At 64.4% G+C, this 21,819-nt stretch carries 15 protein-coding genes and 3 tRNA genes; 10 read left to right on the forward strand and 8 right to left on the reverse strand.

Annotation, left to right across the window (positions count from 1 at the left end; genetic code table 11):
* Positions 1–129 precede the first annotated feature (129 nt).
* Positions 130–540, reverse strand: coding sequence for a MerR family transcriptional regulator (locus ACN50D_RS26915; RefSeq protein WP_007733298.1), 411 nt, complete (start codon positions 538–540; stop codon positions 130–132).
* A gap of 55 nt (positions 541–595) precedes the next feature.
* On the opposite strand from ACN50D_RS26915, the gene ACN50D_RS26920 reads away from it, so the two are divergent.
* Positions 596–1,558, forward strand: a complete 963-nt coding sequence (locus tag ACN50D_RS26920; protein ID WP_039973324.1) for an oxidoreductase — start codon at positions 596–598, stop codon at positions 1,556–1,558.
* A gap of 134 nt (positions 1,559–1,692) precedes the next feature.
* Here the strand turns inward: ACN50D_RS26920 and ACN50D_RS26925 are convergent, their stop codons facing one another.
* On the reverse strand, positions 1,693–2,862 hold the full coding sequence (locus tag ACN50D_RS26925; protein WP_125052658.1) for a L,D-transpeptidase: 1,170 nt from the start codon (positions 2,860–2,862) through the stop codon (positions 1,693–1,695).
* A 368-nt stretch (positions 2,863–3,230) separates the two neighbouring features.
* On the opposite strand from ACN50D_RS26925, the gene ACN50D_RS26930 reads away from it, so the two are divergent.
* The 3 genes from ACN50D_RS26930 to ACN50D_RS26940 all read left to right on the forward strand — a co-directional run bounded on the left by ACN50D_RS26930 (position 3,231) and on the right by ACN50D_RS26940 (position 5,011).
* A tRNA-Lys gene (locus ACN50D_RS26930) sits at positions 3,231–3,303 on the forward strand.
* A 111-nt stretch (positions 3,304–3,414) separates the two neighbouring features.
* A complete protein-coding gene (locus ACN50D_RS26935) occupies positions 3,415–4,845 on the forward strand; it encodes an amidase (protein ID WP_211921298.1) in 1,431 nt (476 codons plus the stop codon).
* Positions 4,846–4,938: 93 nt separating this feature from the next.
* Positions 4,939–5,011: transfer RNA gene (locus tag ACN50D_RS26940), tRNA-Lys, on the forward strand.
* Positions 5,012–5,077: 66 nt separating this feature from the next.
* Here the strand turns inward: ACN50D_RS26940 and ACN50D_RS26945 are convergent.
* Positions 5,078–5,299 carry a DUF3618 domain-containing protein gene (locus ACN50D_RS26945; protein ID WP_003945299.1) on the reverse strand — a complete coding sequence of 74 codons (222 nt, stop codon included), beginning with the start codon at positions 5,297–5,299 and terminating at the stop codon, positions 5,078–5,080.
* Positions 5,300–5,444: 145 nt separating this feature from the next.
* Here ACN50D_RS26945 and bcp point away from each other — a divergent pair, with 145 nt between their 5' ends.
* Positions 5,445–5,918: a thioredoxin-dependent thiol peroxidase gene (gene bcp, locus ACN50D_RS26950; protein WP_211921300.1), complete on the forward strand. Its 474-nt coding sequence runs from the start codon at positions 5,445–5,447 to the stop codon at positions 5,916–5,918.
* Here the strand turns inward: bcp and ACN50D_RS26955 are convergent.
* Positions 5,915–7,264 (reverse strand): dipeptidase, encoded by a 1,350-nt coding sequence (locus ACN50D_RS26955; RefSeq protein ID WP_211921302.1) that lies wholly within the window; start codon positions 7,262–7,264, stop codon positions 5,915–5,917. The genes bcp and ACN50D_RS26955 overlap by 4 nt on opposite strands.
* A 290-nt stretch (positions 7,265–7,554) precedes the next feature.
* Between ACN50D_RS26955 and ACN50D_RS26960 the strand changes: the two genes are divergently transcribed.
* Positions 7,555–8,256: a TetR family transcriptional regulator gene (locus ACN50D_RS26960; protein WP_003945379.1), complete on the forward strand. Its 702-nt coding sequence runs from the start codon at positions 7,555–7,557 to the stop codon at positions 8,254–8,256.
* A gap of 58 nt (positions 8,257–8,314) precedes the next feature.
* Here ACN50D_RS26960 and ACN50D_RS26965 read toward each other — a convergent pair whose 3' ends face one another.
* On the reverse strand, positions 8,315–8,713 hold the full coding sequence (locus tag ACN50D_RS26965) for a holo-ACP synthase (RefSeq protein WP_003945362.1): 399 nt from the start codon (positions 8,711–8,713) through the stop codon (positions 8,315–8,317).
* Between the two features lie 10 nt (positions 8,714–8,723).
* Positions 8,724–18,035 carry a type I polyketide synthase gene (locus ACN50D_RS26970; protein ID WP_211921304.1) on the reverse strand — a complete coding sequence of 3,104 codons (9,312 nt, stop codon included), beginning with the start codon at positions 18,033–18,035 and terminating at the stop codon, positions 8,724–8,726.
* A gap of 419 nt (positions 18,036–18,454) precedes the next feature.
* Here ACN50D_RS26970 and ACN50D_RS26975 point away from each other — a divergent pair, with 419 nt between their 5' ends.
* Both ACN50D_RS26975 and ACN50D_RS26980 read left to right on the forward strand, forming a co-directional pair.
* Complete coding sequence (locus ACN50D_RS26975) at positions 18,455–19,171, forward strand: hypothetical protein (RefSeq protein ID WP_211921306.1); 717 nt, start codon at positions 18,455–18,457, stop codon at positions 19,169–19,171.
* 73 nt (positions 19,172–19,244) lie between these two features.
* Positions 19,245–19,326: transfer RNA gene (locus tag ACN50D_RS26980), tRNA-Leu, on the forward strand.
* 59 nt (positions 19,327–19,385) lie between these two features.
* On the opposite strand, the gene ACN50D_RS26985 is transcribed toward ACN50D_RS26980, so the two are convergent.
* Positions 19,386–20,105 carry an aspartate/glutamate racemase family protein gene (locus ACN50D_RS26985; RefSeq protein WP_209921913.1) on the reverse strand — a complete coding sequence of 240 codons (720 nt, stop codon included), beginning with the start codon at positions 20,103–20,105 and terminating at the stop codon, positions 19,386–19,388.
* A 258-nt stretch (positions 20,106–20,363) separates the two neighbouring features.
* Between ACN50D_RS26985 and ACN50D_RS26990 the strand changes: the two genes are divergently transcribed.
* Both ACN50D_RS26990 and ACN50D_RS26995 read left to right on the forward strand, forming a co-directional pair.
* Positions 20,364–20,771: a hypothetical protein gene (locus ACN50D_RS26990; protein ID WP_020970031.1), complete on the forward strand. Its 408-nt coding sequence runs from the start codon at positions 20,364–20,366 to the stop codon at positions 20,769–20,771.
* Complete coding sequence (locus ACN50D_RS26995) at positions 20,768–21,148, forward strand: DUF3817 domain-containing protein (protein ID WP_003945334.1); 381 nt, start codon at positions 20,768–20,770, stop codon at positions 21,146–21,148. Before ACN50D_RS26990 ends, ACN50D_RS26995 begins: the two co-directional genes overlap by 4 nt.
* A 62-nt stretch (positions 21,149–21,210) precedes the next feature.
* Here the strand turns inward: ACN50D_RS26995 and rdgB are convergent, their stop codons facing one another.
* Positions 21,211–21,819, reverse strand: coding sequence for an RdgB/HAM1 family non-canonical purine NTP pyrophosphatase (rdgB, locus tag ACN50D_RS27000; RefSeq protein WP_211921308.1), 609 nt, complete (start codon positions 21,817–21,819; stop codon positions 21,211–21,213).

Below are 21,819 nucleotides of genomic sequence, written 5' to 3' on the forward strand. Positions count from 1 at the left end.
AATCGCGCGCTCCCGAGCAACCCGTGCCCGAGCTGAGCGAACGTACCTCTCGTCGCCTCAGATAGACCGAAAGCCACTTTCGCTTACATCGGGGTAGCTGGAATTCGCCGCAAATGGCCCAGCCGTCGATCACTCGGGCGACGGTTGCGGCTCCCAGACACCTACGACGGTCCCCTCGCGAACATGTCGCTCGTACACCGAAACCTTGTCGTGGATGACGTTCAGGTTTTCCTGCATCGCAGCGATCCTGGATCGAATCAACTCCTCATGCGACTGTAAAAGTGAAAGCCGCTCCTTCTCGTTTCCTGGACCTGACCTGACGAGAGCGGCGAATTCGCGGATCGTGGCGATCGGCATACCCGAGTCTCGGAAGCGATTGCACAGCTTCAACCAAGAGACATCGCTTTCGGAGTAGACCCGACGCCCACCTGCCGAGCGCGCCACCTCGTGAACGAGCAATTCCTCACGTTCGAAGTATCGAAGGGAATCGATACTGATTCCGGTCTGGACAGCGACGTCACCGATTGACAGTTCGCGCATTGCCTGGCGACCTTTCCTTGACCTGGAGTGCACTCCAGATTTTACGGTCGCAGCCATGAATTCCATCCAGCGCAAAATCAACACCGGATACTCCCGAGTCTCCACTGCCGACGACGTACTTGCCGGACAAGATTTAACAGGCACTACGGTTTTGGTCACCGGCGGGTACTCCGGACTGGGATATGAGGTTTCGCAGTCACTTTCTTCGGTCGGCGCGCGAGTTGTAGTTCTTGCCCGCCGACCAGAACAGGCACGGAGGGCGGTGGCCGACCTTCCGGGTATCGAAGTGCGAGCGTGCGACCTGTCGGACCCGAGCAGTGTCAGATCGTGTGCGCGAGAAATTCTCGAATCCCGGATCACTCCAGACATCATCATCTGCAATGCGGGGGTCATGGCCTGCCCGGAACTCCGTGTCGGCTCCGGCTGGGAATCACAATTCGCGATCAATCACCTCGGGCACTTTGTACTGGTGAACCTGCTTGTGCCAGCCATGCCCGCAAACGGTTCTCGCGTAGTCGCTGTCTCGTCGGCGGGACATTTTCTGTCGGGAGTGCGTTGGAATGACATACATTTCCGCAACGGTTACGACCGCTGGCTTGCGTACGGTCAAGCCAAGACTGCAAATGCTCTATTCGCTGTACAGCTGGCGAGCTCCGGTGCTTCACGCGGTATCAGTGCGTTCTCCGTCCATCCCGGGAGCATCCTCACTCCGCTTCAACGTCACTTCTCCACATTGGAGAAACACGATCTCGGATGGACGACGTCGAATGGCGACGCCGTGCCGGGGTTCAAGACTCCCTCCCAGGGCGCCGCTACAACGGTGTGGGCAGCGACGGCACCGATACTCGCCGATCACTCCGGCGCGTATCTCCAGGACTGCAACATCGCGGACGTCGCGCAGACCGATGACATGAGCGTCGGCGGAGTGAAACCTTGGGCTACCGATCCCGCCGACGCACGCAGATTGTGGGCACTGTCCGCTGAGATGACCGGAGTGGACGCGTTCGGTCGACGCTGACACCGAGCGAACGTACCTCCCGTCGCCTCAGATAGACCGAGAGGCACTTTCGCTCACAAAAGGCGTGCGGATACAGAAATGCCCCCAACCGGACGGTCGGGGGCATTCTGGCGTTCAGCGCTTCAGGAACGCACTCAGACGTCCGCGTTGCCGGTCTTCCAGACGCTCCAGGGGATGTTCCAGTCACCGAGGCCGTCGGTGCCGGAGAGAGTGCCGCCGACGGTGTTCTTGACGACGACGATGTCCCCACGCTTGGTGTTGTCGTAGACCCACTTGGCGTTGGACGGGCTCAGGTTGAGGCAGCCGTGACTGGTGTTGGAGTAGCCCTGCTGCCCGACCGACCACGGCGCCGAGTGGAAGAAGATACCGCTGTAGGACATTCGGGTCGCCCAGTCGACGGGGGTCTTGTAACCCTGCGCCGAGGTGACCGGGACGCCGTACGTGGACGAGTCCATGATCATGTTCGCGAAGCGGTCACCGATGATGTAGACGCCGTTGTCGGTGGGAGTGCTGTCCTTGCCCATGGAGGTGGGCATGGTCATGACGGTCTCACCGTTGACCTGGAAAGTGACCTGCTTGGTGTTGTCGTCCGCCGTGGCGATGACGGCATCACCGATGGTGAAGGAACTCTTCGCGTCTTCCTGCCCGAAGACTCCCTTGCCGAGATTGCGCCCGTACACGTTGACGCTCACGTCGACCTTGGTGCCCGGTGCCCAGTAGTTCTCCGGACGCCAACGGACCTCACGATTGTTGACCCAGTAGAACGCACCTTCGACGGCCGGAGTCGTGGTGACGGTGATCGCGGCTTCGGCAGCCTTGCGATCTGGGATGTTCTCGTCGAACTGCACCGCGATGGGCTGACCGATGCCGACCACGTCGCCCTCGTTGGGCAAGACGTACGGCTTGGTGACGTTGCCGGGTGCGCTGGTGGTGAAGGACGTGACCGTCGTACTTGCGCCACCCAATCCGAATGCGCGGGCCTCGATTTTGTACTTGCGGTTGTAGCCGAGTGGCTCGGTGGTGGTCCACGACGCACCGTCGGCAGCAATCGCGCCGGCAACTGCCTTGCCGTCCTGATTGACCATCGTCACGTCGGACAGAGCGCCGTCAGCGACGTTGATCTTGACCGGGTCGCCCGGCGAAAAGCCGACAGCGCCGTCGGCAGCGGTCGAGGTGAGTTTCGGCTTGATGAGTTCGGTGAGCGGATTGGAATCGATCGGCGCCGACCCTTCAGTGCTGACGTCCTTGCCGCCCGACGTGCACGCGGTCATCAGAACGAGAGCACCGAGAGACGCCGCGATCATCGCCGCGCCCTTCGACGCTCGACCGTTCCCCCCGCGCACGGACAGACCCCACCTTTGACGACTCATCGTTCGACTCCGCTTCACAATTTCTCCGACTAACTTCCGCGTCACATGCGAATCCCACTTACCGGAAGGCAAGTGGGACTTGCGGTATGACTGCGCTGCACCAATGATGCCAGGCGCGCTCGTTACCAACGGTCATGAAAGGCCACGCCGTCAGTAACGTTCAAGTATCAATCGCTCCGAACCGTCCGTTTTGTTACCGCTTTCAGCGGATTTCCTCCGATCGGACTACAGCGGTGACGCCTCCACCTGGCGATTTGCTCCCGAACCGGCGATTCGGCTAATGTTCTGTCTCGCAAGAGCGAGCGCCTATAGCTCAGTTGGTAGAGCAAGTGACTCTTAATCACTGGGTCCGGGGTTCGAGTCCCTGTGGGCGCACTTGCAAAGGTCCCCACCTTCTTCGGAAGGTGGGGATTTTTCTTTGTGTCGTGGTGAACAGGTTGTGGTGAATAGACTTCACAGTTATCGGAACCACGGCCTGGAGGATTGATGACCGAGCGCGAAACCACACCGGGCAGCGAGCTGGCATTTGCCGGGGTTGCGGGTCAGGCCGCTCTGATCCGGTCCGGAGAATTATCGGCCCGCGAGCTCACCGAGAACACACTTCGCCGTATCGAACGCCTCGATTCGACGCTCAATGCTTTTGTGCGAGTTCTCGCAGACGAAGCGCTCGACGAAGCGACACGTCTCGATCAGCGCCGGGCCGACGGTCACAGCCTGGGCCCACTGCACGGAGTCCCGATCGCGATCAAGGACGAGAACGACGTCGCCGGAACGCCGACGACGTACGGCGGTGCGGCAGCAACTCGCATCGCATCGGCCGATTCAGAGGTCGTCCGGCGGTTGCGCGAGGCCGGCGCGGTGATCGTCGGCAAGACGACGATGCCCGAGTTCGGCATCTGGCCCTTCACGGAGACTGCTGCAAACGGCTACACCAGAAACCCTTGGGACACCGGCGTATCCACGGGCGGATCGAGCGGAGGATCTGCGTCGGCCGTCGCGTCAGGCATGGTCGCAGCGGCAATCGGCGGCGACGGCGGCGGTTCCATCCGACTGCCTTCGGCGTTCTGCGGGTTGTTCGGACTCAAACCGCAGCGCGGTCGGGTGAGCACCGCGCCGAACCGAAACCTCTGGCGCGGACTCGGCACACTAGGGCCTCTCACTCGTTCCGTCGAGGACAGCGCGCTCGTGTACGACGTGATCACCGGTACCACCGGGATCGACGACTACACAGCCGAAACGCTCCGCACCAGCTTCGCCGAGTCAGCCGCGTCGGCGCCCGCGCCACTTCGCATTGCAGTGTCCACTCGGAGTCCGGTCCGGGGCGTCCGCCCGTCCCCGGAGGTCGTTGCCGCGGTGCATTCGATCGCAGAGATGTTGAGCGCGTTGGGACATCACGTCGAAGAACACGATCCCGAGTACCCGGACGCAACTGCAGCATTTCTCCCGCAGGTACTCGGCGGCGTCCGCGACGAAGCACTGCGCGTCGATCATCCAGCGTTACTCGAGAAGCGCACACGAGCACTCGCGTCGATCGGCCGGATAGCCGCTCCCGCGCGCGTCGGGAAATTCGCTTACCGCAAAGGTGAGCGAATCGCAGCGACGGTCAACCAGGTCTTCGACACCTTCGACCTGGTCCTGATGCCGACCACGCCCGCGCTGCCACGCCCGATCGGACAACTCGAAGGAACCAGCCTTCTGTCAGCAGTCCGCAAGGCGTTGCCGATCGCCGCCTACTGTTCGATCTGGAATGTCTGCGGCAACCCGGCGGCCGCTGTGCCCGCCGGGTTCTCCGAACGCGGACTCCCCCTGAGCGTCCAACTGGTCGGGCGCAGCGGTGGTGAACCGACGATTCTCGCCGTCGCACAGCAGTTGGAAAGCACCGTCCGCTGGCCGGATTCGCACCCTCCACACTCGTGAATTCCGGAAGCGATGTAACCATCGTCACCACGATGAACACGCGTTTTGCAAACTCCTGAGCCTGTCGGCTAATGTTCTGTCTCGCAAGAGCGAGCGCCTATAGCTCAGTTGGTAGAGCAAGTGACTCTTAATCACTGGGTCCGGGGTTCGAGTCCCTGTGGGCGCACTTGCAAGAAGGCCCCCACCTCACCAGGTGGGGGCCTTCTTCATGTTCTGTCTTCGACAACTCGGGTCAGCGAATGATCTTCCGGACCACGAGTAGTCCCACCACTGAACCGACTGCGATCAGCGCGTACTTCACTGCCGGCTCGTTGAGCTTGGCGAGCACCGTCTTCTTGGTGTTCTCGACCAGCCGCTTCGGGTTGGTGCGGACCGTCAGTTCGTCGAGTGTGCTCGCGAGCTGGTTACGCGCCTTCTCGATCTCGCGTTCGATGCTCTCGGTGTCCCTGGGCACGTGTCCTCCAACTTGTCTGTGTTCTGCTGCTCTGTGTGCGGGTCTGCTGTGCGGACGCAGCGCGCCGACACTTCGCTCTACCGTAGAGGAGCAGAATGCCCTCGCGCCCACCTGCCGCGCAATTTCTCGACTAACCTCGATTCCCGTGACCGAGAACAGTAGATTGTCCGCCGGCGACGTCGCGCCGGATTTCACGCTCCCCGACGCCGATGGCAACGAGGTTTCCCTTCACGATTACCGCGGCCGCAAGGTCATCGTGTACTTCTACCCGGCGGCCAGCACCCCGGGGTGCACCAAGCAGGCCTGCGACTTCCGTGACAGCCTCGCCGAGCTGAACGGCGCCGGCCTCGAAGTCATCGGAATCTCGCCGGACAAGCCCGCAAAACTCGCGAAGTTCCGCGATACCGAAGAGTTGACCTTCCCGCTGCTCTCCGATCCCGAGAAGGCGACGCTCGAAGCCTGGTGCGCGTTCGGTGAGAAGAAGATGTACGGCAAGACCGTCCAGGGCGTCATCCGCTCGACGTTCCTCGTCGACGAGGAAGGCAAGATCGAGGTGGCCCAGTACAACGTCCGGGCCACCGGCCACGTCGCCAAGCTACGACGCGATCTGTCGGTCTAACTCCCGTACCGGCTCAAGAACAGAGCCTCCGCGAAAGCGAGATTCTCGATCTCCGACGGGTCGACGCTTTCGTCGGGCGCATGAATGCGGCATTGCGGTTCCTCGACGCCGATCAACGCGATCGCCGCGTCGGGGAACTGCTCGGCCAGTGCACTGCACAGCGGTATCGATCCCCCTTGGCCGGCAAATCCGACTTCGCGGCCGTAGGCATCGGTGAGCGCGGACTTCAGCTGCGCGAAACCTGCACCCTCCGTCGAGGACGAGAACGGCGATCCCGTCGATTCCGGAACGACCTCGATGTGGACGCCCCACGGCGCCGCCGCGCGGAGGTGGTCCGTCAACAACTTCTGTGCCTGCGCCGGATCCGTGCCAGGCGGGACACGAAGATTCAGGCGCGCCGACGCGCGGGGCGTGATCGCCGCCGCCGAACCCACGACCGGCGGGCAGTCGATACCCAGGATGGTCAGCGCCGGACGAGCCCACACCTGCTCGGCGACCGAACCGGAACCAGTCAGCTGCACCCCTTCGAGCACCCCGGCGTCGGAGCGGAACTGATCGCCGTCATAACTGACACCCGCCCATTCCTGGTCGTTGGTCAAGCCTTCGACAGTGGTGTTTCCGGCGCTGTCGTGCAGCGTCGAGAGTATGTGCACCAGCGCGGTGATCGCATCGGGCGCCGGTCCACCGAAGACACCGGAGTGAATCTCACCCTCGAGCGTCGACACGTGGACCACAACGTTCGCGATCCCGCGCAATGACGTCGTGATCGTCGGCTCCCCGACTTCGGTGTTGCCGGTATCGGCGATCAGGATCATGTCGGCTGCAAAAAGTTCGGGCCGCTCTCGCACCAGATCCTCGAGACCGCCAGTGCCCATCTCCTCGGATCCTTCGGCGACGAGCGTCAGGTGGACGCTCGGATCCACACCGGCTGCGGCGAGCGCTCGCAGAGCTGTCAGATGCATGACGACGTTGCCCTTGCAGTCGGAAGCGCCCCGTCCGTACCACCGTCCGTCGCGCTCGGTGAGCGTGAAAGGCGGGGAGCCCCAGAGCTCTTCGCTTCCGGGCGGCTGAACGTCGTAGTGGCAGTACAGCAGAACGGTCGGAGCACCGCCCGGGCCTGGTCGACGCCCGACAACCGCGGCCGAACCGTCGGAGGTCTCGATCGCCTCGATATCGGCGAAACCCTGAGCCCGGAATGCCTCCAGGACCCAATGCGCAGCGGCCGCGCATTCTTCCGGCGGGTACTGCCGTGCATCGGCGACGGACTTCATCGCCACAAGTGCACTCAGATCCTCACGGGCACGCGGCATGAGTTCACCTACCGCGGTTCGCAGTTCTTCCGTCATCGTCTCCCTCTCCTCGGCATCGAATCTCGGTGTGCCCGAAGAATCTCAGTCTGCCCGAATCGGACGTAGGCAGGCGCCAGGATCGCCGTTGCGCCACACCGCGCAGCAACCTCTTCGGCTACTGGACAGTTGGTCACCTAGTATCGAGGTGTGGCAACAGCATCGGGACTCGTGTGCGCGCACCTGCGCGGTGCGTTTCGACCGATCACGACCGCCGAAGTAGGTGGCCGATGACACCGGATAATGCACAAGTCCCAAATTCGACAGAAAACACCGATAGCCTGGAAGACGTGCAGCCCACGACTCGTCACCGCGCGCGGCGACGAGTCGACCCAGCACTGGAGAATCCCCAGAGCCTCGAAGAACCGCAGGAACTGCTGCCGCGCAAGCGTCCGACGCAAGAGCGCAGCCAGCGTAAATTCGACGCACTCCTGGCTGCGTCACGGGAACTCCTCACCGATGTCGGTTTCGAATCGTTCACCTGTGAAGAAGTCGCGGCACGTGCTGACGTCCCGATTGGGACGCTTTACCAGTTCTTCGCGAACAAGTACGTCATCGTGTGCGAATTGAACCGCCAGGACCTCGTCGGGGTCCAGCACGAGCTTGCTCAGTTCGGCGGCGAAGTACCCTCGCTCGACTGGTTGCGGTTCCTGAACAGTTTCGTCGATCACATGGCCGGGCTGTGGACGTCTGATCCGTCGCGCCGCGAGGTCTGGCTGGCGATGCAGTCGACGCCGTCCACGCGGGCAACCGGAGTCATTCACGAAAAGCAGTTCGCCGAGACCGTAGCGAAAATGCTCGGCCCGTTGACGCCTCGTACGCGGCGAGATCGTCGCCTGATGATGGCGGAAGTTCTTGTCCACGTGGTGTATTCGATGCTCAATTTCTCGGTTCAGGACGGTCAGTCGCATGCCGACGCCGTCGCCGAACTGAAAAGGTTGATGATCGCGTATCTCCTCGTCGCCGAGAAGGAATCCCGCACGAAGGACTAGTCGAACGACAAAGAGCCGGTCTCCCCTTGGGAGACCGGCTCTTTCGTGTCCGGCAGTGCTACTCCGGGTCGGATTCGATGACCGCGAAAGCGCCCGCCATGTCCCCGTCGTGCGTGAGCGAAATATGAATCTTCACTCCGGTCAGGTGCTTGGCCACGTCACCGCGAAGCCGGATGCCGGGGCGCCCCCAGGCGTCCGAGACGACCTCGATCTGATTGTGGATCATTTCCCCCAGCACCGGTGGGCCGGCGAAGAGAGCAGTTGACCATGCCTTGATCACTGCTTCCTTCGCAGCCCACCGGGCGGCGAAATGTCGCGCCGGTTCGGAGCTCCGGGTAGCGGCGTCTCGACGCTCGCCCGGTGTGAAGTTGTCGAGCATTGCCGTTCCCGGCCTGTTCAATTGCTCGGCGAACTCCGACACCGTCACGAGGTCGAAACCGATACCCAGAACTCCCATACCGTGACTACTACTTGCAGCCGGGCAGATTCGAGCGGTACACCTGGTCTGCGCCGAGTCGTGCGTCCTCGCTCAGCAGCATGTCCGCTTCGAGCTGACGCGACGCCTTGGCCGGCGTTCCGTCGGCACCGAGGCGACGATCCGCCGGGCGCTCGTAGAGGCTGTCGCCACCGCACATCGCCTTCGCGAGGCGACGCTGACCGTCGATCGTCCGCTGCTGGGCCGCAGCAACATAGGCGTCACGCTTGTCGGCCGGAACCGACTCGACGAATGCCTGCGGGTGCACGACTGCGATCAGTCCGGAGACGTGACCGAAGCCGAGGCTGGTCAGCAGGCCCGCGCGCAGCGGAAGATGCTCACCGAACTTGAGCGGCTGACGTGCCCACACGAGGTGCTCGAATTCGGCCATCTTGTCGTCGACGCAGTCGAGGCTGCGGTTCGGCGGGACGATGCCCTGGCTAAGTACCTGGCAGAGCCCGATCAGCTGGAAGGCTGCGGCACCACCCTTGGCGTGACCGGTCAGGCTCTTCTGCGAGACCACGAACATCGGCGCGCCTTCACTGCGTCCCAATGCCCCGGCGAGGCGCTCGTGCAGCTCTGCCTCGTTGGGATCGTTGGCGGCAGTGGAGGTGTCGTGCTTGGAGATCACGGCGATGTCGTCGGCGCTCACGCCGAGAGCGTTGAGCGAGAGTGCAAGCTGTGAATCCGCTCCCCCACGTCCGGCGCCCAGTGCTCCGAGTCCCGGTGCCGGGATCGAGGTGTGGACACCGTCGGCGAACGATCCGGCCCAGGCGACCACACCGAGGACGGGAAGACCCATCTCGAGTGCCAGGTCACCGCGAGCGAGGAGAATCGTTCCGCCACCGGCCGACTCGACGAATCCGCCGCGGCGACGATCGTTGGCCCGCGAGAAGCGGCGATCCTCGATGCCCTTGGCATGCATGTCCTCGGTCTTGGCAGTGGCCGACATGTCGCCGAAGCCGATGATGCCTTCCGTGCTCAGATCGTCGAACCCGCCGGCAACAACCAACTGCGCCTTGCCGAGTCGGATCTTGTCGACGCCTTCTTCGACGGATACCGCTGCTGTGGCGCAGGCGGCGACGGGGTGAACCATCGCGCCGTAACCGCCGACGTACGACTGAACGACGTGCGCTGCAATGACGTTCGGCAGCGCTTCCTGCAGGATGTCGTTCGGACGGTTCTCGCCGAGCAGCGTGTCGATGTACAGGCTCCTCATGGAGGTCATGCCGCCCATGCCGGTGCCCTGCGTGTTGGCGACCAGGCTCGGGTGTACCCAGCGGAGCAGTTCGCTCGGAGTGAAGCCGCCGGTGAGGAAGGCGTCCACCGTTGCGACGATGTTCCAGAGGCCGACGCGGTCGACCGAATCTGCCATGTCGGCGGGGATGCCCCACTTGGTGACGTCGAAGTTGGTCGGAATCTGACCGCCCACACTACGAGTCAGCTTCATCTTGCGCGGAACGCGGATCTCGGTGCCTGCGCGGCGGGTGACCGTCCAGTCTCCGGACTCGGCGGAAACCGTCGCCGTCGTGTTCTCCGGATCGGATTCGACGAAGGCCTGAGCCTCTGCCTCACTGCCGACCACGAAGCTCAGATCCTTGTCCAGGAACACGGAGGTGAGCAGCGGAGCGGTGTTGTCGATCATCGCGCCCTCGTCGACGTAGCGACGGATGCCGCAACGCTCGACGACTGCGTCGTGGTACTTGTCGGCGATTTCCGCCTCGGGTACCAGGTCACCGGATTCGACGTCGTACCAGCCCGGCTTGGGGTCGTTCTCCCAGACGATGAGTCCGGTGTTCCACGCCAATTCGAGAACGCCTGCGGCAGAGAGCTGCTCGTCGACCTCCATCTCGAAGCGGGTACGCGAGGAACCGTAGGGTCCGAGCTCTCCGGCACCCACGATGACCACGAGGTCCGCGGGGGTGACGTCCAGTTCGGGCCAGCTCGGAGCCTTGACCGAGTCGTCGATGCGAGCCGGCGCGGGCAGCGCCAGGATGCTGGACTCGTCCACTGCTTCGTCGACAGCTTCGGCGATCTCGGCAACCTCGGCAGCTTCCTTGGCCAAAGCACCCAGATCCAGGTTGGCCTCGGACAGTCCGCCGGTCAGGTCGACCTCGAGCGGGGCCTCTGCTGCAGCGCGCCGCGACTCGCGGGTTGCCGTCTTCAGCAGTTCGGTCGCCATCTCCTGGGTGGACCAGGTGCGGACGCCCGCAGCTTCGACCGCGTCGACGATCGGATCGTTGTGACCCATGAGTCCGGTTCCGCGAACCCAACCGATGACCGCGTGTGCCAACGTGACCCGCTCGGCCCAGTTGCGCTCGGCCTTCCAGCGGTTGACCACGGCGATCAGCGAAGCCTTGGCCTCACCGTATGCACCGTCGCCGCCGAACGTTCCGCGGTTCGGCGAACCGGGCAGCACCACGTGCAGGTGCGTGTCGACATCGCTGTCGTAACCGATCTTCGACAGACCGCCGATGAGGCGCTCCACCGACCAGAGCAGCACGCGCATTTCCATTTCGGCGCGAGCGCCGGCGTCGGAGAGTTCGCCGCCGACACGGGGAGCTGCGAACGGGAAGAGCATCGTCGGCGTCATGGCCGGCTTGATGAGCTTCTTTGCGCCGCCTGCGTTCTCGGTGGCCTCGTTGCCGATCCAGTCGATCAGCGCGTCGACGTCGGTGTACGACGCCATGTTCGCGGGAACCACCCAGAGGGCGGCACCGGCGCGAGCATTCTCGCGGTACAGGTCGCGGTAGAAGCCGAGACGCTGACCGTCGAGTCGCGAGGTGGTCACGAATACCGTTGCGCCACCGGCAAGGAGCTTGCCTGTGACCGCTGCCGCGATGGAGCCCTTGCTGGCGCCCGTCACTACTGCGACCTCGCCTGCCCACTCGGGTGCGTCGGATTCTGCCGCAGCAGCCGCATCAGCGATGCGGGTGTAGACCTCGGCGAGTGCGGTGCGGCCTTCGTCGGTCGCACGGGTGGCCCACCACTTCGCCTGTGCGGCGACGGTGGAGCCGGCACCGATGAAGTTCTCGACCGACAACGCGGTGTCACCGAGCCAAATGCGAGCGAGATCCTCACGCGCACTTGCCCAGCGGTCGTCGAGCAGAACGGCCTTCTGCGCGTCGAATGCCGGAGCAACCAGACGCGGCCAGTCGGAGCCGAGTTCAGCCGAGACCAGGTCGACCAGTTCGGTGTCCTCGACCGTCGCGACTGCCGTTTCTTCGTTCAGTCCGAGCTGCTCGAGTACCAGGCGTGCGGCCGAGGCCAGAACGCCGTTGCGACCGGTGATGTTCTCGGTGAACTCACCCAGCGCGGCTGCGTCGACGGTTCCGCCGCTTCCGCCGCCGGTAGCGGGCAACGAGACGCTGACTCCGCGAGCAGACCCGACCGAGGCAACTGCGCTGTCGATGACTGCGTCCACTGCTGCAGCGTCGGCCAGTGCGCCGGAGCTCAGGCCACCGAGGTCGCCGCCGCGGATGCTGGCGCCGTCACGGGTACCGAGAGCCACTGCTGCGGTGACGTGATGTGCCCAGCCGTCGCCCAGCTCCCAGACCTTCTTGACGCGGTCGGCGATGTAGCCGGGACGCTTGCCCGAGGGGCCGAAGACCTTGCGTAGGTGATCGTTGATCGAATCGGAGAGCACCGGTCCGAACGGCTTGTACGTACGGGCGAGCTTGTCGACGGTTGCCCCCAGGGAGCCCATGTCGGCGTCTGCGGCCCCGTCGATGGCACCGAGGGAGAGCTCGGAGCCGAGGTCGACCAGAAGCTGGTTGCGACGCGAGGAAACGCCGTCGCACAGTGCCTCGATCGTGTCCGCGGGGCCGACCTGATCGGGACGGAGCTTGGTCCACAGGCTGATCAGGACCTTCGTGGCGTCGGGCGCCTTGAAGGTGAGGTCGTCCGGACGCGGTCCACCCGAAGGTGCAGCCGGCGCGGCAGCGGCAACCGGAGCAGCGGCCGCGGCGGCCGGAGCAGCCTGCGCGGCAGGCGCTTCGATCTCGTCGTCGTCATCGACAGCGGGGTCGACGTCGGTGCCGTAGACGATCGCAGCTTCGCGCTCGACGTTGAGAACCTCGACCGGGTAGCCGAAGCGGCCCGGCAGCTTGAGGGTCTGCGACGCGAGGTTCGCGACGGTCGGGGCAGCGCCGAGACCGATCTCGACGAAGCGCTCGACCCCGAGTCCACCTTCGGACTCGTCACCGAAGAGCAGGTCCTGCGTCTCGATCCAACGGACCGGGCTGGCGAACTGCCAAGCCAGCAGCTCGATCAGGATGATGCGGGACAACTCGTGAGTGCGCGTTGCGTAGCTGTCGAAGTCTGCGAGGACTTCCTGCAGCGGCTCGGACGGCACCAGGTCGGCGATTTCCTGAACGAAGTCACGACGCAGCGAGAACGGCTTCGGAACCAGGTTCGGGATGTAGCGGCCGATCAGGATGTCCGGATCGATGTCGTGCGGGAGCAAGTCCTGCAGGCACACGCGGAAGTCCGCCACGCCACCGCGAAGGACGGTGGAGTGGAACGGCACGTCGATGCCGGGAACCTGGATGTATGCCCGCTTGCCACCGAATTCTGCTCGGCGACGATCGATTTCGACCTCGAGTGCGTCGAGACCGGCTACCGAACCGGCAATGGCGTACTGGCTGCCGCGCAGGTTCAGGTTGACGATTTCGAGGAACTCACCGGAGGTCTCGGCGACACCGGCGACGAAGCCCTGCACGTCGTCGTCGGAAACACCGATCTGCGACGGGCGAATAGCGGCCATGCGGTAGTCGGAGCGTCCGGCTTCGTCACGGGGAACGAGCTGGTGCATGGCGGAGCCACGCTGGAAGACGACCTCGAGAAGTGCTTCGAGCGGGAAAACCTCGGCGACAGCGGCGAGTGCGTTGTACTCACCGACCGAGTGACCGGCCAGAAGGGAATCCTCGATGAAGGTTCCGGATTCGCGCAGCTCGGCAACCTGGGCAACACCGAGAACGGCCATGGCCACCTGGGTGAACTGAGTCAGGTGCAAGACACCGTCGGGATGCCTGTGCTCGACACCACGGGCCTTGACGGTCACCGGGTTGTCGCGCACGACAGCGAGAATCGAGAATCCGAGTGCCTTACGAGTGTGCTTGTCCGCGCGCTCCCAGACGTCGCGGGCGGCCTTGGAGCGTGCGCGAGCGTCGAGGCCCATGCCCGGGCGCTGAATGCCCTGGCCGGGGAAGGCGTAGACGGTCTTCGGTGCGGCAGTGCGGCCGGTGGCGACCATGACCAGTTCGCCGTCGATGCGGCAGCCGACCTCGACGATTTCTGCGCCCTGGTCGATGCCGACACGGTCGACGCGGACGTCGATCTCGGCGCCGGGGCGAACCATCCCGAGGAAGCGGGCGGTCCAGGCGGTCAGGCGGCGCGGCGGGACGCGGGTCTCGGCCGGGTCGACTGCGGTGACTACCTGCTGCGCTGCGGCGGAGAGCCACATGCCGTGCACGATCGGGGTTCCGAGGCCGGCCAGCAGAGCGGCGTTGTCGGAGGTGTGAATCGGGTTGTGGTCACCGGAAACCTGAGCGAACGCGCCCATGCTGACCGGAGCGAGGATCTTCGCGTCACGGCGACGACGACGCGAGGTGTCGACAGCCGCATCGCTGATCGATCCACCGGCGCGAGCCGGGTCGGCGAGTTCGCCTGCACCGGTGCGTCCGCGGATCGCGAAACGCTCGGTCATGGTGACGACTGCGGGGGCGTCGAGGCCCTCGCCGAGCATGGCACCGACCTCGACCTTGACCTCGACGACACGACCGAGGTCGGTGTCGAGAACCGAGGCGACCTCGGCATTGACCACGAGAATGCTTGTCTCGGAGGGAAGCTCACCGACGAAGTCGACGGTGTGGTCGAGGTGGACCAGGTCGAGCATGCCTTCGATAACGGAAAGACTATCGAGCTTGGCTGCGCCGAGGACTGCGAACACTGCAGGCCAGCATGCTCCGACGACGACGTCCGGAACAGCCTTGCCGCTGACACTGAGCGTGGCGGGCAGACCGGAACCGGTGACACCGGCGTGATCGGCGATGCGATCGGGAACCCACGCGACGTTGAGGCGAGCCTTGCCGTTCTTGACTGTCGGAAGTTCCTGTCCGGCAGCAACTGCCAGGAGCGCGGACATCGCACCTTCGGCATCGGCTTCGGTGACAACCGGAGCGCCGCCGTCGACGACGGACTCGGGGATCGTGATCGTGATGTCGACGGACTTGCCTGCCACCAACGGAACCGAAAGCAGCACGTGCGAGGAATCGACGACGGTCAGACTGGAACCGGTGGTGCCGTGAACTGCCTTGTCGGCAGACTCTGCACTCCACTCGTCGAGGTCGCCGAGACGACGGACGGGGTTCTGGGTCAGGCGGCCGGCCCACTGGAGGTCAGGAGCCGAGAGAACGGCGTCGAGAAGTCCGGGTGCGGAATCCTGGTGGCGACGGCTCGCGAGTGCCACCGGAGTGGTTCCGGCAGCAACCAATTCGTCGTAGGTCGCCTTCTCGAAGCGATCGAGCAGGTCACCGACCGGCTCGTCGACACGGGTGATGCCGGCGACGGCAACGGTGCCGGGGATGACGCAAACCTGATCGGCGGTGTAGCGGGGGTCGTGTGCCTGCCACAGGGAGTCGCTGCGCCACCAACGACGCACGTCACCGTCGACGACGGGAACGAAGTTGACCGGCTTGCCCGGCGTCTTGCACAACGAGATGAAGAACGAGACGTCTGCGGGATGCAGAACGGTGGTCGAGTAGTCCGGGTACGACGCCTGCAGTGCGCAGATCGCAGCCTCGGGGCGCTCGAGGGTCTCGGCGTCAGCGAACAGCGTGGGGATCGGGCCGCGGTCGACCGGGTGCAGACGCGCCTCGGTGCGCTGGAGCATCTCGCCGAAGCGAGCACGCCAGGTGATGTCGAGCCACGGGCTCGACGTCGCCTCGACGATGGCGTCCTGAAGATCGGCGCCGCAGTCGAATTCCTTCGCCGCGTCGATGCCGACGGTCAGCTCGAGGTAGCGGCGCAGCCACTGTGCGTACGTCATGGTCTCGACGTCGCCGAAGTACGGCTTGGCGGTGACGTCGAGGGCGGCGATGATCTCGTCGCGGCGCTCGGCCACTGCCTCGGAATCGCCGGCAACCTCGTCGAGGAGGCGCCCGGTACGCGAAGCCGCGTTGTCGATCTCGTGGATGTCGGCACCGAGCTGGCTACGGCCGGAGGCCATTCCGCCTTCAGCGGTACCTGCACCGACCCAGTCCGGCGTACCGGGTGTGTCGACGAGGAGCTGCTTGACCTCGGGAGAAGTGGTGGCCTCGAGAGTCGCCATGGCTGCGGTGCCGACCAGGATGCCGTCGACGGGCATGGCCGGGAAACCGGCTGCGGCGGACCAGCGACCGGTCAGGTAATCGGCTGCGCGCTCAGGTGTTCCGATGCCGCCACCGACGCAGATGACCAGGTTCGGACGTGTACGCAGCTCGGCGTACGTGTCGAGGAGCAGGTCGTCGAGGTCTTCCCACGAGTGGTGTCCGCCGGCGCGGCCGCCTTCGATGTGGACGATGACCGGGAAATTCGGAACCTCGTTGGCGATGCGGATCACGGAGCGGATCTGCGCCACGGTGCCGGGCTTGAATGCAATGTTGGTGATGCCGATCTCGGACAACTCGTCGATGAGGGCAACAGCCTCTTCGAGTTCCGGGATACCGGCGGTGACGATGACGCCGTCGATGGGAGCACCGGCGGTACGGGCACGCTGCACGAGGCGCTTGCCACCGAGCTGCAGCTTCCACAGGTACGGGTCGAGGAACAGGGAGTTGAACTGGACCGCGCGGCCCGGCTCGAGCAGCATCTTCAGCTCTGCGACACGGTCTTCGAAGATTTCTTCGGTGACCTGCCCGCCACCGGCAAGCTCGGCCCAGTGACCGGCATTGGCTGCCGCGGCAACGATCTTGGCGTCGACCGTCGTCGGCGTCATACCTGCGAGCAGGATGGGTGAACGACCGGTCAGCTTCGTGAACGCGGTCTCGACGCCGATACGGCCGCCGGGAAGCGCAACGGGCTTCGGCGCGAACTCGGACCACGAACGTGAGACCTCAGGTGCTGCACCGGGGGTGAGCAGATTGCGGTGTCCGCCGCGGGTGGCTGCGGCAATGATGCCGATGCCCTGTCCACGCAGCGAAGAGGACGTCATACGGGTCAGCTGATCGCTGGGTCCGAGATCGAGAATCCACTTGGCGCCGGCGGAGATTGCGCCGTCGACAGCCTCGACCCAGTCGACCGGATCGACGAGGACACCCTGCGCAAGTTCGCGCGCACGGTCCGCGTCGAGACCGCAACGGGTCGCCCAGCTGCCGACGAGTTCGACGGCCTCGGTCAATGCGGGGTGATGGAAGCCGATTTCGGTGTCGAGCGGATCGAAGGACGGCGCGAAGACGGAACCGCCACGCTTCTTACCCTCACGCTCGCGGGCTTCCTCGGCTTCGATCTGTTCACAACGCTCTTGCACGCGTGCCAGCTGAGCGGGCGGCCCGGCGAGAACGACGCGGCGACGGCCGTTGCGGATGGCGAGGACAGCCGCGCGCTCAGGCGCCACACCCTCGGCAAGCTCGGCGACGATGGCGGCGAGACGCTCGGGATCGACGCCCGAGACCGCAACCATCGGCTTCGCGGAGGCGCCGGCGATGACGCCGCGGCGACGGCCGACCAAGCTGGCAGCAGCACCGACGAGCTGTGCGACGGCGAGGAGTTCACCGTCGTCATTGCCCTGCGCGGCTACGGCAGCCGTGGCCAGAAGGCCCTGCGAGTGGCCGATGACGGCAGCCGGCGGGTTACCGGCTACATCCAGACCCTGAGCGGAGAGTGCACGCAACGCCGCAAGCTGCGTGAGGAAGACGCCGGGGAGTGACACCGGAGCTGCGGTGAGCGCGGCAGCGGAAGGCCCGGCCGACTTCTCACCTTCTTCTTCGTCGACGATCTCGGCTTCGAGCATCCACGCGATCGGATCGAATCCGACCGGGCGAACCACGAGGAGATCCTGCGCGACGGGCGCGAGGCGTGCTGCTGCGTCGTTGACCAGATCGGTCAGAACGGGCTCCAGGCCGTTGTCACGGCTGAGCTCCTCGAGCGAGGTGAGCCAGGGAGCGCCCTGTCCACCGAAAGCGATTGCGTAGGAAACGCCGTTGTTCAGCGAATCGACGAGGGCACCTCTGCTGGTCGTGCGGGACTGTCCCCCATCGACGCCGAAACGGCGTCCACCCTTCGAGTCGCGTCCGTTTCCTGTAGGTGTCGTGTCATCGATCGTCACGCGTACGTCCTCTCCTGGTCACCTCTGCGGCGAGGTGGGATTTGCGGTGTGCTGCCCGGCTGAAGTGCTCGCGAATTCGTCGAGAGAATCGACGGAGTCAGGGCGTTCGTGCAAGACAAGGTTTACACAGAATCATGAGGATTTCCTCACGTTTGTCGGCACCCTGGAAATCTGGACTTTCGGGGCCGTGATCTTCCTCACGAGACTTCGAGAAAGTGACTCGCGAGTAGGTCGCGAACGCCCTGCCTGGGACTGTTACCGGGATTTTCAGAAACCTGAGGAACCCCTCATATTTATTGTTACCAATTCGTGACCTCCTTGACGGACGGTCGATCCCGTGCGTTCCGGGCCACAATCTGTCGGACCCCCTCGCTACGTTCAGCGCGTCCACACCGGACAACTTCTCGGGGGGAGAAATCATGAAAGACACAGACGTAGTCAGAGCGGCCGAATTCATCGGCGCCGAGCTTCCGCGCGAGGCGTGGCCGCATTGGAATCAGGGATGGCCGCGCGAGTCCGAAGCCGCCCTTCTCGATGCGATCTTCTCGTCGCGCGCCGCCTATGGAACACCGAAGACCGGAGTCCGCGCCGTCGTCGACCGTTGGCGCACACACCGCTCGGTAGCCGCCGACGATCGCCTCGACAGCTTGCCCGCTCTCGCCGCCTTCACCGACCGTGGCGACGAGCTCGCAACGATTCTCGGCAATCGCCAGCGCGTGCCGGGCAACTACTTCACCAAAGCCGAAGGCGCGGCTCGTGCGGCCAAAGCGCTCGCCGACGCCGGTTGCCGGTGCGGTGCCGACGTCGAGGACACCGAAGGCCTCCGTTCGGCAGTCGTCTCCGTTCCAGGCCTCGGCCCCAGGACCTTCGAGACACTGATGTTCCTGTCCGGGAGGTTGACGGTAACTTCGATCGACCTGCTTGCACGGTTCGCCACCGAAGCAAGCAGTAGCGAGAAATTGTTGTCGAGCACCGACGCAGCCGAGTTGCTCGTTGCGGTTGCCGACCATCTCGATGTCGATGTTCGGACACTCACCCACGCTGCGTGGCGGTATCAACGCACGGCCGAGCAACCTCGCCGATCGAAGAAATCCACCATGCCGCCCGCAGCGGATCCACTCGCCGAAACGGCCTGAGAGCGGGCGGGCGCATCCCGACCAGGGTGGTGTGCCCGCGAGCGATTCCACTCGCGTATCCTTTGAATTCCGCGCGCGAGTGGCGGAATTGGCAGACGCGCTGGATTTAGGTTCCAGTGTCTCAGGACGTGGGGGTTCAAGTCCCCCCTCGCGCACAACGAAGAGCCCCGCCGGATCTGATCCGGCGGGGCTTTTTCGGTTCTCGTGAGCAAGGTCAGCGCTTTCGATCCTTGACCGGTGGAGTCATGTACGTCGTCCGACTCGGTGTCAGCCCCAGACGGACCGAGCTCTCCAACCATGTGATCGCCGCTGCCGTCGGGTCCACAACCGGAACATGAATCCCTTTGCCATGCAGCCTGTCTCGGACTGCGGCGGTCACACCGAGCATGCCGGTGCAACCGAGAACGACGGAGTCGGCGTCACCGTTCTCCACTGCCGTAGACGCCTGTGCGGCCAGTCGATCGATCAGTTCCTCCCGATCGGTGAGGCCCAGCACCGGCATGTCCACGACTCGAATACTGCCCAGCCGACTATCGAGTCCATACCGCCGAGTGAGCGATCGGAGCATCGGCACGACATTCGGCAGGATGGTCACGACACCGACGCGATCGCCCAGACTCATCGCTGTCAGAAATGACGGCTCGAAGCCGCCGACCACCGGAGCGTCGATGACCTCTCGGGCGGCATGCACTCCGGGATCGGCGAAGCATGTGATGAACACACCGTCCACGCCGTCGGCTGCCGCTTCCTCGACCCTCTGCACTATCCCGGGGCCGGCAAGTGCCTCGTCGTACTCGGACTCGATGCTCGCCGTACCGGTAGGCAGCGAAACGACGTCGACCGTCGTGCCGGGCGCCGCCCAGTGCTCCACCTCGGCTGTCACCGCCGAAGTCAGTGTGGTGTCGATGACCGGGCGAATCACTCTGATGTGCATGAAACACTCCCCTGCTTTCGGATACGCGCCGAGGTTATCGATGCAGCACAGCCGGGAGAATGTGTTCAGTGCCCTGGCGTTGCGGGTGAGGATGGGCATAGCGCACAGGTGCTGCGGGACGGCCTCTACGACACGCCGTGGCACGGCTCCTACGACACGCCGTGGCACGGCTCCTACGACACGCCGTGGCACGGCTTCTACGACACCGTGTCGGAGATCGCAGGGCGAGGCACTATAGCTCTCAGGTACCGTCTTAGTGTGTCCAAGAACGCTACTAAACGCCGACCTGCGCTGATTCTGCTGGTCATCGTGTCAGCTGCCGGCTGCCTCGCGCTCGGCTGGTGGCAGTGGGAGCGCTTCGAAGCCGTCGGAGGCTCGGGACAGAATCTCGGGTACGCGTTTCAGTGGCCGCTGTTCGCGGCGTTTGTCGTGTACGCGTATCGCAAGTTCGTTCAGCTCGAAGACGTGGACCCCGAAGAGGCCGAAGCCGAGGAAGCCGCCGCGGAGCCGCGTGAGATTCCCGCCGACCTCTTGCCGCAACGCCCGCGGGCCGAGTTCGACGATGTGAACCTCGACGTCGACGACCCTGAAGCCCGCCAAATGCTGGAATACAACGACTACCTTGCGCAGCTCGCCGCTCGCGAGTCCGATAGGAGCACGACGTGAGTACCGGTTCGGAAGCGAGCATCGCTACCCCCGCAGTCAACGCAGAAAAGCAGAAGAAGGTTGCGTCGGCGCTGGTCCGATACCGCGTTCTCGCCTGGATCACCGGCCTCTGGCTGCTGTTCCTGACCGGTGAGATGGTCTACAAGTACCTGATTCTCGACAATTCGGCGGACGCACCGTCGTGGTTGTTCTACATCGGCCAGATCCACGGCCTGTTCTACATGCTCTATCTCGTGTTCACGATCGACTTGGCGATCAAGGCTCGGTGGAAGCCCGGTACGACGGTTGCCACCGCGCTCGCCGGCACGATCCCGTTCCTGTCGTTCGTGTTCGAGCACAAGCGAACTGCCCAGGTGAAGCAGGCTTACCAGCTCTGAGAGTTTCAAAAAGTGGAGCCCTGAACGCAGACGCGTTCAGGGCTCTACTTTTCGGATTCGGTTCAGCCGGCCAGTGCCGCCAGCGCGGGAACGAGCTGTACGAGCGCGCGCCCTCGATGTGACGCCGCATCCTTCTCGGCCGGGGTGAGTTCTGCGGCCGAGCGGGTGTCGCCGTCCGGACGGAAGATGGGGTCGTATCCGAAGCCGCCGTCGCCGGCTGGTTCGCGGCCGATCACCCCGCGCCATTCGCCGCGCACGACGGTCTCGTCGCCGCCGGGGATCACCAGTGCACAGGCGGAGACGAATGCCGCGCCTCGACGCTCGTCCGGCACGTCTCCCAGCTGAGCCAGGACCAGAGCCGTGTTGGCGCCGTCGTTTCCGTGAGTGCCCGACCATCGCGCGGACAGCACACCGGGCATACCGTTGAGTGCGTCGATCTCGACACCGGAATCGTCTGCGATGCAAGGCATTCCGGTTGCAGCTGCTCCGTCACGCGCTTTGGCGAGCGCATTCTCCTCGAACGTCGCTCCGGTCTCGGGGGCTTCGGGGAACGGCGAGACCTCGTCGAGCCCGACCAGTTCGATTCCGTTCACTCCAGCGGCGTCGAGCACCCGGTGAAGTTCCTTCAGCTTCTTGGCATTTCGGCTGGCAACCAGTACTCGTACGCTCAC

It is taken from the genome of Rhodococcus sp. SB1D (genome assembly GCF_048573875.1).
In the GTDB taxonomy this organism is placed as follows: Bacteria; Actinomycetota; Actinomycetes; order Mycobacteriales; family Mycobacteriaceae; genus Rhodococcus_F; species Rhodococcus_F qingshengii.